A 13,339-nucleotide genomic window follows, 5' to 3' on the forward strand; every position below is an offset into this window, starting at 1 on the left:
CCGCGATTGTTCGGATCAGGGAGCCGCGGGGCCGTCGCCGGCTCGCGCCTCGGCCGCGGTGATCGCGGCGTCGATCCGCGGTCCGATCTCGACCAGTGCGTCACTGCCGACGATCCCGAGGTGATCGGCGTCGACATCGACCCGGGTGATCCGTCCACCGAGGAATGGCGCCCAACGTCCGGACGTTCTGTCCGGATCCGCGTCTCCGGCCGCGGCGACGACGAGCATCGCGTCACCGTCGTAGGGTCGGGGCCGGTGGTCGACGGTGCGCCGGGCCGACGTCGCCATCCGCTGCAGCATGCGGTCGAACGCATCGCCGTCGAGCAGGCCGAGTCCGGTGACCCGCTCGCGGATCGCGGCGGCCACGGCAGCCGGATCGTCCGACGTCGCCACCGCGTCGACGTCGATGACGGCCTGCCACCCACCGAGCAGGTCCGCGACCGTCGACCGCGTGTCGTCCGGTGACACCTCCGAAACCCCTGCCGCGTCGTCGATCTCGAGTTCGTCGCCGACGGCGGGAAAGCTGTCGAGGAGCCCGAGGAAACCGACCTCCGCACCCCGCGCACGGAGTTCGGCGGCCATCTCCTGGGCGATCAAGCCACCGATGGACCAGCCGACGAGGTGGTAGGGACCCTGCGGAACGATCTTTCGGATCTCGGCCACGTACCGCTCGGCGAGGTCACGGATCGACGCGTCGGCCGTGTCACCGACCACGACGAAGGGGTCCTGCAGACCGAAGACCGGCCGGTCGTCGAGATACGGTGTGAGACCGGCGAACAGCCACGCCAGACCATCGGCCGGGTGGACACAGAAGACCGGGGCGCGACCGCCTTCTGCTCGCAGCGGCACGACCACCTGGTCCCCCGGGGCGCCCGTGGCGGCCGGGTCCTCGTGGGCGGCGAGCCGGGCGCCGAGATCGCGCGGCGTCGGTCCGGCGAAGACCCATGCGACCTCGACGGGCACACCGGTTCGCCTGCGCAACAGCGACACCAGCCGCACCGCGGACAGCGACGTTCCGCCCAGATCGAAGAAGCCCTGGTCCGCGTCCACCACCGGGTTCCCGGTGATCTCCGCCATCGCCTCGGCGACCGCCACCTCCCATCGTCCGGTCGGCGCCGCGGATCCGGCATCGTCATGCCCGGTTCCGCCCCCTTCCAGAAGTGCTGCGATCTCGCGGCGCCCCGGTCGGCCGTCCGCCCCGGCCGGGATCGCGTCGACGACGCCGATCGCAGTGGGAACCCAATGCGCGGGCAGCACCTGCGACAGCGCACGCCGGAGCTCGGGCACGCCCAGGTCGCCGTCGGCAACGACCCAGGCACCCACCTCGACGCCGTCGGCTGTCGGCGCACTCACGACGGCGGCCGCGGCCACGCCCGTCACCTCGGCCAACGCTCGCTCCACCGCATCGAGATCGATTCGCCGACCGTCGATTCGGGGATGCCGCGCGACCGGCCCCAGGATCTCGGGCCGTGTCGTGGACGCGTCGACCCACCGTGCTCGTAGGCCGGTCGGCGCCGGCGCACCGTCGTCGCCGCGCTCGTACAGCTCGCCCGGCACCCGTGGCGGCACCGCCCGGCCCGCGCTGTCGAGGATCACCGGCCCTCCATCCTCGGCAACGGTCGCGTCGGCCGCGACCAGCGGGACTCGATCCACGACGGTGTCGAGATCGCCGGTGACCGCGTCGAGCATGCGGAGGAAGACGTCGCGTATCGTCGCAACCGTCTCGACATCGAACAGTGCTGCGGCATAATCGATCTCGCCGACCAGCTCGACGCCGGTGCCGACCGGCCGTTCCGCGAGACCGAGTGTCAGATCGACCTTGGCGGGCGGCGACCCCGGTTCGACGGGCACCACCTCGAGACCGTCCACGGTGAAACCCGCTGCCTCGATGCCGGAACCCGGCCCCGGAAGCGGGCTGTCACCCGAGGACTCGGCGAGGTAGTTGATCATGACCTGGACGAGCGGCGCGTGGGCGGTGGAACGAACCGGCGTGAGGTGCTCGACGAGCATCTCGAACGGGATGTCGGCGTGTGCGAACGCCGCGAGATCGACGTCGCGGACCCGACGGAGCAGATCCCCGACCGTGTCCTCGGCCCGCAGCGGGGTCCGGAGCACGACGGTGTTGACGAACATGCCGATGAGTCCCGCCGTGGCCGCGTGACCGCGTCCCGACACGGCGGCGCCGACGCTGACGTCGTCCACGTCGGCCACCCGCGCCAGGGTGAGGACGAACGCGGCGTGACAGACCATGAACGGGGTCATCCCGTGTGCGCGTGCGGTCGCCATGACCGCCGCGCTGCGCGGCTCGCCCAGTTCGAGGGGTAGGCGGCCACCGGTCGGGTCGGCGACCGGCGGGCGCGGACGGTCGCCGGGCAGCTCCAGCGCGGCGGGAACACCGGCCAGTGTCTCGGCCCAGAACGAGTACTGCGCGGCCATCGGCGACATCGGGTCGTCGACGTCCCCGAGCACGTCGCGCTGCCAGAGCGCGTGATCGGCGTATGCGATGTCCGGGACGTCGATCGACCCGGCCGAAGGGCCTCCGCCACTGCGGTATCCGCCGAGAACCTCCGCCGCCAGGATCGACAGGGACGCCGCATCGCCGGCGATGTGGTGCAGGACCAGCACGACCCGATGCACCGGCGGCGTCGTACCCTCCGCCGATACCGCCGAGATCACCACCCGCAGCGGCAGTTGCGTCGACACGTCGAATCCCTCCGTGCACCACGCCATCGCGTCCGCGGGCGTGCCGACCGACTCCCAGCGCAGTTCGTCCGCGGCCGTCGCCGGATCGAGGATGTGCTGCGCGGGCACGCCGTCCTCGCCGAGCGGGTAGACGGTTCGCAGGGGCTCATGACGGGTCATCACGGCGACCACCGCGGCACGCAGCGCTTCGACATCGAGGAACCCGCGGATGTCGAAGGCGACGGGCATGTTGTACATCGGGGATGTCACGTCGAACTGGTTGATGAACCAGAGTCGTTGCTGCGCATACGACAATGGGATACGGGCGGGTCGGGGACGCGCGACGAGGGGATGCTCGGCGACTCGGCGTCGTGCCAGGGTCCGCGCGAGGTCGCGGACCGTCGGGGCGCGGAAGAGGTCGCGGACATCGAGGTCGATGCCGAGTTGTTCGCCGATCCGGGCGACGACGCGCATCGCGGCCAGCGAGTTGCCACCCAGGTCGAAGAACGGCGCTGTCACCGAGATCTCGGCGAGTCCCAGAACCTCGGCGAAGACCACCGCGACCGCGCGTTCGGCGGCGTCGGCCGGCGGCACCATCTCGGTCGCGTCGTCGCTCGGCGCGGGGAGGGCCCGGCGGTCCAGTTTGCCGGTCGCGGTGATCGGGACCGCATCGAGGATCACCCATCGAGTGGGATGCATGTACTGCGGCAACGATTGTCGGAGGTGTTCGCGGATCACTTCGAGGTCGACGTTGCCGGCCACGTACCCGACCAGCGCATCGCCCGCCGGGCCGCTCCGGACGGTGACGGCGGCATGGGTGACGCCGTCGACGCGGGCCAGAACGGTCTCGATCTCCCCGAGTTCGATGCGCTGCCCGCGCAGTTTCACCTGGAAGTCGGCTCGGCCGAGATACTCGAGAGCGCCGTCGGCATCCCAGCGTACGAGGTCGCCGGTCCGGTAGAGCCGTCCGCCCGTCGGCCCGGTGGGATCGGCCACGAACCGTTCGGCGGTGAGATCGGGCCGGCCCGCGTAGCCGCGCGCCAGCTGATCCCCGCCGACGTAGAGCTCGCCGACCACCCCGGCCGGCGCCGGGCGCATCCTGTCGTCGAGCACCCACGTCGTGGTGTTCGCGTTGGGCCGTCCGATCGGAACGACCGCGTCACCGGGAGTGAAGCGATACGCCGTCACCTCGACGGCGGCCTCGGTCGGGCCGTAGAGATTGTCGATGTCGGCCTGCGGGGCCAACGCGGCCATCGCCTCGGCGGTCGCCGCGGGCAGGGCCTCACCGGAGGCGTTGATCCGCCGCAGCGACGACAGCGCCTCCCGCCGTTGCGGGCGGTCACCGATGTACTCGACGAACGCCGCCATCATCGACGGCACGAAGTGGACGGAGGTGACCCGATGCCGCTCGATCTCGGCGAGGACGTGGGCCGGGTCCACGTGCAGGCCGTCCTCGACGATGACCAGGCGCGCGCCGGCCATCAGCGGTTCGAACAGTTCGGGGACGGACACGTCGAAGGTGACCGGTGTCTTGAGCATGACCGCGTCATCAGGACGCAGCGGGGAACGAACCGACATCCATGCCAGGCGGTTGAGCACAGCACCGTGACTGACGGTGACGCCCTTGGGCGTTCCGGTCGATCCGGAGGTGAACAAGGTGTAGAGGGCGTTGCCCGGATACGGACGGCGCAGGTCCGTACCCGGACGCGAGATGCCGTCGAGCGGTCCACTTCCGTCGACGACGAGTGTCGGCGTGGCCAGACCGGACAGCGCCGGCGGGCGGACGTCCGCCGTCAGCACCATCGCGATCGATGCCGAGTCGACCATGGCCGCGACCCGATCGGTCGGCGTCGTCGGGTCGATGCTGACGTAGCCGCCGCCGGCCATGACCACGGCATGGATCGCGAGTACGAGTTCGACGGAACGCGGGATGCACACGCCCACTGCGACATCCGGACCCACGCCGTGGGCGCTCAGGGTCTCCGCGAGCCGGGTGGTCCGGTCGAGGAACTCGCAATAGGTCAGCGTCCGATCGCCTGCCACGAGGGCGATCGACTCCGGCGAGCGTCGCGCGGCGGCCACGATCGCATCGGTGACGGTCGTCCACGGCACCGGCAGGTCAGGTCCGGACACGAGTGCGGCGATCCGCGCGCGCTCGTCGTGGTCGGTCAGATCGATGGCACCGACCGCCAGGTCGTCAGCGGCGACGACCGCCTCCAGAACCCGGGTCAGCCGGATGATCGCCGTCCGCGCGGTGTGCTCGTCGAACAGGTCGGTGGCATAGACGATCTCGACGGCCCACGGACGGTCGGGCCGGATCGTCACCGCGACGGTCAGGTCGAGCTGGGTGGTGTCGGTGGACACCTCCACCGGTTCGAGGGCCAGCGCCCGCGATGGCGATGCGACGGTTCCGGTCGCGTCGTCACCGTCGCGATCGTGCAGCACCGACAGCATCACCTGGCTGATCGGGGCGAACGCCTCCGACCGGACCGGGGCGAGGCGATCCACCAGGTATTCGAAGGGGACGTCGGTCCGCGCGAGAGCGTTGACGTCGTCGACGCGCACTCGGTCGAGGAACTCGCCGACCGGCGTCCGCGGGTCCACGTCCAGGCGCAGGACCACGGTGTTGACGAACATGCCGACGAGGTCATCGAGGTCTGCGTGCCCGCGTCCGGCGACCGGTGTCGTGATCACGATGTCGCGGGTGGCCGACAGTCGCGCCAACATGATCGACAGAGCCGCGTGGACGACCATGAACTCGGTGGCGCCGTGTGCGCGGGCGGTGGCCGCGATCCGCGCCGGCAGATCGGCCGGGAGGTTCGCCGTCACCCGACCACCACGCTGCGACGCCACCGCCGGTCGCGGGCGGTCCGTCGGCAACGGGAGCAGGTCGGGGATCCCCGACAACCGGTTCGTCCAGTAGCCCACCTGCCGACCGAGGACGGACTCCGCCGAGTCGATGTCCCCGAGCGCCTCCCGCTGCCACAGAGCGTGATCGGCGAACTGGATCAGTGGTGCCTCCACCTCGGTGGACCGCCCCTCGGCACGTGCCAGATACGCACCCCACAGGTCGGCGACGAGCGGACGCATCGACTCGCCGTCGGCGGCGATGTGATGCAAGACCACGACCAGGATGTGCTCGGTGTTCTCGACCTCGACGAGTCGGACCCGCAGCGGGAGCTCGGTGGTGACGTCGAACGTCGCATCGCCCACGAGCCCGGCCGGATCGATGGGCCCCGAGGTCGCCGCGACGATCTCCCAGCGCAGTCGGGCCCGTGCCTCGTCGATCGGCAGGATGTCCTGCCGGGGTTCACCGCCCTGCGCCGGGAACACGGTCCGCAAGACCTCATGGCGGGCGAGAACGTCGACGACGGCGTCGTGCAGGGCACGTCGATCCAACTGTCCGCGCAGGCGGACGGCCAGCGGGATGGTGTAGGCACCCGACTCCGGGTCGAGCCGGTTGAGGAACCAGATCCGTTGCTGCGCATACGACAGTGGGATGTGCGCCGGCCGCGGATCGGCGCGACGCAACGGCGGCGGTCGGGACGCGTCGTCATGGGCGGCGTCGATGCGACGCGCCAGCCGGCGCACCGTGGGCGCCTCGAAGACGTCGCGGACCCCCACGCGCACCCCGAAGGCGTCCCCGGCGCGGGCACTGACGCGCGTGGCTGAGAGCGAGTTGCCGCCGATGGCGAAGAAGTCGGCGGTCACCGAGATGCCGTCGAGGCCGAGGACGTCGCCGACGACGGTGGCGAGTACCCGCTCGGTGTGGGTCGACGGCGGCACCCGTTCGGCGTCGGTGGCCGACGGTTCGATCGCGGGGAGCCGAGTGCGGTCGATCTTGCCGATCGGGCTGCGCGGCATGGACTCGAGGACGGTGAGGGCGCCCGGCACCATGTGCGACGGCAGGTGGACGGCGAGATGCTCCCGCAGCGCGGATGTCAACTGTCGCACCTGGACCCGGCCGGCACCGGGATCGACGGGTTCCACGTAACCGGCCAGCGAGCTCACGGGGTTCCCGACGCCGATGACCGCGGCCGTCCGCACCTCGGGGTGTGCGGTCAGGACGGCCTCGATCTCACCGAGTTCGAGGCGCTGGCCGCGCAGCTTGACCTGGAAGTCCGACCGGCCCACGTAGGTCAGTTCGCCACTGCGGGATCGTCGTACGAGGTCTCCGGTCCGGTACATCCGTGCCCCCGGCTCACCGGCCGGGGCGGCGACGAAGCGCTCGGCGGTCAGGGCCGACCGCCCCTGATATCCGCGCGCGAGTTCGGGTCCGGCGAGGTACAGCTCCCCGACGACACCCGGAGGTACCGGATGCAACCGCTCGTCCAGGACGACGGCGCTCGCACCGGGAACCGGGCTGCCGAGATGGACCGGCTCGTCTACGCCGATCGGGGCCGAGGTGACGCTGATGATGGTGGTCTCGGTCGGTCCGTAGCCGTTGTGGAATCGCACATGCGGGGCCCACCGGTTCTTCTCGGTGTCGGGGACGGACTCACCGCCCACGAGTACGTCGGTCATCGGCAGACGCCCGGGGTCCGGCAGCGACGCCGCCACCGAGGTCACCAGGAAGGCGTGCGTGGTCGTGTTCGTCGTGATGAAGTCCGCGAGCTCTCGGCCGCCGTAGACGTCGGCGGGGGCGACGACGAGCGTCCCGGCGCTGCCGTGGGCGCCGAGCACCTCGAGCATGGCGGCGTCGAAGGCCGGCGAGCTGATCCCCAGCCAGCGCGACTCCGGCCCGGAGCGGTGCCGGTCGCGCAGGACCGCGGTGACGCCCGCCAGCCCGCGGTGCGTCACCAGCACTCCCTTGGGGGTTCCGGTCGACCCCGAGGTGAAGATCATGTAGGCGCCGGAATCGGGCGTCACCGGACGACGGCGACGACGCAGGGCGATAGCGGGACGCGACCGCAGGTCACTGACGCGCGCCGGATCGAGCAGCAGTCGCGCCGTGGACGCGACCGGGCCGGCGCCCAGTCCGTCGACAGTCCCATCGGTGAGGATGAGTGCGGCATCCGCGGCCGCGAGGACGCGGGCGATGCGCTCGGCCGGGTACCGGGGATCGATCGGGCAGTACACGGCACCGGTCTTGGCCACCGCCCACAACGCCAGTTGCGCGGTCGCCGACCTCGGGAAGGCGCACACGACCACATCCTCCGCACCGATGCCGCGCTCGATCAGCGCGGCCGCGAGATGCGAACTCGCCGAATCGAGTTCGGCGTAGGTCCAGGTCTCCCCGCCGGTGGTGGCGGCCGGGTCGACGACAGCCGGGTGGCCCGGCCGCATCCGCGCCGCACCGACGAGCAGGTCCGGGAGGAGCGTCGGATCGGGATCGGGGTCGCCCGACACGACCGGCACCATCTCCTCGTCGCCGGTCAGCAACTCGAGGTCACCGACCGGGCGCGTGCTGTCCTCGACCGCGGCGGCCAGCACGCGGACGAATCGCTCGGTGAGCCGGCGGGCGGCGGGTTCGTCGAAGAGGTCCGTCGCGAAGGTGAGGGAACCGCGCCACGGTGACCCCGGAGCCGGGTCGGTGAGCACACCGAGGGTGAGGTCCAGCTTCGCCGAGTTGTCCGCGACGGCAACGGGTTCGATGTCGAGATCGGCGACGCCGCCGTCGGTTGCGACGGGATCGGCGACTTCGGAGGTGGTCAGCAGCACCTGGACCAGAGGTGCGTGGGATGCGGCGCGGGTCACACCGAGTTCGTCGACCACGTCGTCGAACGGCACGTCAGCGTGATCGAGCGCATCGAGGTCCACCTCGCGCACAACCCGCAGGAGGTCGGCGAATGACCGTCCGGGAACGATCGGGGTACGCAGCGCAATCGTGTTGACGAACATGCCGATCAGGTCGTCGGTGTCGCCGTCCCGGCCCGCCGCGGCGGTACCGATGACGACATCCCGCGTCCCCGACAACCGGCCCAGCACGGCGGCCAACGCCGCGTGCAACACCATGAAGGCGGTGGCGTCGCCGTTCCGTGCGACTGCGCCCACCCCCTGCGCGACCCGCCCCGGGATGACGAAATCGACTGTCGCGCCGCGCATGGTCGGTGTGACCGGACGCGGATGCACAGTCGGTAGATCGAGCAGAACCGGCGCGCCGTCGAGTTGCCGCACCCACCACCGACGGCGTTCGTCCTGCTCGCCCGCACGCCCGGCCGACCGCACGACATGGTCTGCGTACTGGATCGGCAGGGGCATCCAATCCGGCCTCCGACCGTCACGTCGCGCCGCATACGCGGTGAGCAGATCACGTGACAGCGCTCGACCCGACTCACCGTCGGCCGCGACGTGGTGAATGCTGATCACCAGCAGCGCACCCGCGCCGGGTTCGACATGGGCGCGAGCGCGGAGCGGCAGGTCGCGGGTCAGGTCATAGGGTTCCGTGGTCACGGCCAGCGCCTCGGAATCAGACTCCACGGTCGCCCAGTCGAACGTGGAACCGTCGATGCCGGAATCCCCCGGGTCGACGTCGCGGATCAGCTGTTCCGGTCGCCCGTCGCGGCCGATCGGGTAGGTGGTCCGCAGGATCTCGTGGCGGGCGACCACGTCGGCGATCGCGCGACGAACGTGCTCGACGTCGACCTCGCCGCGAATGCGGAAGGCGAACGGGATGATGTACGACGCGACGTCGGGCTCGTACTGGTTGATGAACCACATACGCTGCTGCGCACTGGACAGAGGTACTACGGAAGGGCGGGGCACCACGGAAGGTCGGGGCACCACGGCGGGACGGCCGACCGCCGGTGTGACGGTGTCGGCGAGGGAAGTGTCGACGAGGCGCGCCAGGTCGCGGACCGTCGGCGCGTCGAAGACGTCCCGGACCCGTACCGTCATGCCGAGCATCCGGGAGACGCGGGCCGCGAGCCGGGTGGCGGCCAGCGAGTTGCCGCCGAGGTCGAAGAAGGTGTCGGTCACCGACACCGAGTCCGGGGCCGGCAATCCGAGTACGTCGGCGAAGACACCGGCGATGGCGACCTCGGTGTCGGTGTCGGGTTCCACCCGCGCTGCGGAGACGAAGTCCGGTGCGGGCAGCGCCTTGCGGTCGACCTTGCCCGCCGTGTTCAGCGGCAACGCATCCAGCACGACCCACGACGTGGGACGCATGTACGCAGGTAGTTGCTCGGCCGTCGCGCGCAGCGCCTCGACCTCGACGCCCGTTCCGGTGACGTGAGCGACGAGTTGCTGTCCCGCAGGGAGTTCCATGACCGAGACGACCACCTGGGCGACACCCGGGGCGGTGGCGAGGACGGTTTCGATCTCCCCCAACTCAACCCGCTGCCCCCGCAACTTCACCTGAAAATCAACACGACCCACATACTCCAACTCACCCACACCACTCCACCGCACCCGATCACCCGTCCGATACAACCGCACACCCACCCCACCAAACGGATCCGCCACAAACCGCTCCGCAGTCAACCCAGCCCGCGACGCATACCCCCGCGCCACCTGCACACCACCCAGATACAACTCACCCACCACACCCACCGGCACCGGACGCAACCGCGAATCCAACACCCACACCGACACATTCGGCACCGCCCGACCAATCGGCACCACCACCTCACCACCAGCCACCACATACGACGTCACATCCACCGCAGCCTCAGTCGGCCCATACAAATTCACCACCCGCACCGACGGCACCAACCCCCGCAAACCCTCCACCGCACCCACACCCAACGCCTCACCCGAACAAAACACCTCACGCAACGACCCCAACCCAGCCACACCCCGCCGACCCGAATCCCCCACACCCGAATCCCGCAACGCATCCACAAACACCGACAACATCGACGGCACAAAATGACACACCGACACCCCGAACCGCTCCACCACCGACGCCACATACCACGGATCCCGATGACCACCCGGCTCCGCCACCACCACCGACGCACCAACCATCAACGGCCAAAACAACTCCCACACCGACACATCAAACGACACCGGCGTCTTCCACAACACCACATCCCGCTGCTCCAACCCGAACAACGACTGCATCCACCCCAACCGATTCACCACCGCAGCCTGCGACACCGTCACACCCTTCGGCCGCCCCGTCGACCCAGACGTGAACAACGTGTACACACCCGCACCACCCGGCACCTCCCCCACACCCGACACCACCCCACCCAACAACCCCGCACCCCCAACACCCGAAACACCCACCCCCTCACCACAATCCACCACCAACCGCCGCACACCCCCAACACCCTCAACGCCAGAAAACACATCACCCCCACCCACATCACCCGCACGCACCACCACCACACCCACACCAGCCGTCGACAACATGAACCCCACCCGCTCCGCAGGCGCATCCACCTCCACCGGCACATACCGACCACCCACAGCCACCACCGCATGCACCGCCACCAACAACTCCAACGACCGCGACATCACCACACCCACAGCCGAATCCACACCCACACCCAACCCCGCCAACTCCCGCGCCACACCCCCCACCAACCCACCGAACTCCCCATACGACACCACCCGCTCACCCACCCACACCGCCACATCACCCACCGACAACCCCACCCGCTCAGCAACCACCGACCCCACCGAACGACCCGACCACCCCAACCCCACACCCACACCCACACCACGCGACCAACCCTCGATGGCCGCGCGCTCCCCCTCGTCCACGAGATCGATGTCGCCGACGATCACCTCGGGATCGGCGAGGCCCGCGTCGAGAACATCGACGATGCGGGCAGCGACGCGGTGCGCCGTGCGCGCGTCGAAGAGGTCGGTCGCGTAGACGATCCGGCCGGCCAGCGAGGCGAGGGCACCATCGGGATCCCGGTCGGCGGTCATCCCGATCATCAGGTCGAACCGGGCGGCCGGCGGACCGGCATCGACGGGCGTGAGCGTCAGGCCCGGTGCCGTCAGTTCCCCCACCGACGTCTGCTCCAGGGTCAGCAGCACCTGGGCCAGCGGGGCGAAGGCCTCGCTGCGAGTGGGTGCCAGCGCCTCGACCAGGTACTCGAAGGGCACGTCCGCCGCCGCGAACGCGTCGAGATCGGTGTCCCGCACCAGCCGAACCATCTCACCGAATGTCGCCGCGGAATCGACGGAGGTGCGCAGCACCAGGGTGTTGACGAACATCCCGATCAGGGCGTCGAGCTCGGCCCGCCCACGGCCGGCGACCGGCGAAGCCACCGCGATGTCCGAGGTACCCGACAGACGGGCGAGCACGACGGCGACCGACGCATGCAGCACCATGAAGACCGTCACACCGTGGGTCCGGGCGAATTGCTCGATCCGAGGCGCCAGGTCATCCGGGAGATCGAACTCCACCACCGCACCGCGGTGAGACGCCACCGGCGGCCGGGGCCGGTCGGCGGGCAGTTCGAGGACCTCGGGTAGGTCGGCAAGCCGACTCCGCCACCAGCGGGCCTGTCGACCGAGCTCGGAGGCCGGGTCGTCCACCGAGCCCAGTGCCCGCTGCTGCCACAGGGCCACGTCCGCGTACTGCACCGCCAGCGGAGCGCGGACCGGCGCGACACCGGCGACTCGAGAGCGGTAGGCCTGCAGGAGATCGTCGACGAGCGGCACCATGGACTCGCCGTCGGCTGCGATGTGATGCACGACGACGACCAGCACCTGGTCGTCGGGACGGTCCCGAGTCGGGACGGAATCGGCGATCCCCGCCCGGATCGGCAGGTCGCGGGTGACGTCGAACGGTTCCGCGGACAACGTGTCCACGCCGGTGTTCCGCCACCACTGATCGACGGTGATCTCCGATGCCGGGGCAACGTCCTGCCACGGCCGGCCGTCGGCGCCTTGCGGGTATCGCGTCCGCAGGACCTCGTGCCGCTCCATCACATCGGCCAGCGCCGCGCGGAGAGCGACCACGTCGAGACGCCCCTGCACGCGCAGCGCGATCGGGATGTTGTAGGCAGATGACGTCGGGTCGAACTGGTTGATGAACCACATGCGCTGCTGTGCGGTCGACAGCGGCGGACGTGTGGGACGCGGGACGGACCCCAATTCCGTTGTGTCCGTGACCGGGACGATGCCGGCCCGGCGACCCCCGCGATCGCCGAACATGGCATCGACATACGCGGCCATCGTCCGCACCGTCGGCGCGTCGAACAGTTCGCGCACGCCGAACCGGACACCGAAGACGTGCGCGATGCGCGCGGCAACCCGAGTTGCCGACAGCGAGTGCCCGCCGATCTCGAAGAAGCTGTCCACCACCGAGATGGCCGGGGCGTCCCGCTCGCGCCCGAGCACCTCGGCGACAATGGCCAGGATGGCTCGTTCCGTGTCGGTGTCGGGTTCGACCCGTGCAGCGGAGACGAAGTCCGGTGCGGGCAGCGCCTTGCGGTCGACCTTGCCCGCCGTGTTCAGCGGCAGCGCATCCAGCACCACGACCGTGTCGGGCACCATGTACGACGCGAGCCGGCGGGCAGCGTGCTCTCGTATCCGCGGTACCGCAGACCCTTCCGGGCCGGCGACATAGGCGACCAGTCGGTCGTCGCGCACCACCACCGCCACGGCGACCACGTCGTCGGCGCCGGCGAGGACGGTTTCGATCTCCCCCAACTCAACCCGCTGCCCCCGCAACTTCACCTGAAAATCAACACGACCCACATACTCCAACTCACCCACACCACTCCACCGCACCCGATCACCCGTCCGATAC

Annotated in this window: 1 protein-coding gene; it reads right to left on the minus strand. The window is 70.2% G+C overall.

Translation table 11 applies throughout. The features are described from left to right. Positions 1-15: 15 nt before the first annotated feature. The coding region (locus MHN80_RS24865; RefSeq protein WP_275448150.1) for a non-ribosomal peptide synthetase at positions 16-13,339 on the minus strand (13,324 nt) is incomplete at its 5' end.

Origin of the sequence: Gordonia sp. McavH-238-E, assembly GCF_022348225.1 — a bacterium.
GTDB classification, from domain to species: domain Bacteria; phylum Actinomycetota; class Actinomycetes; order Mycobacteriales; family Mycobacteriaceae; genus Gordonia; species Gordonia terrae.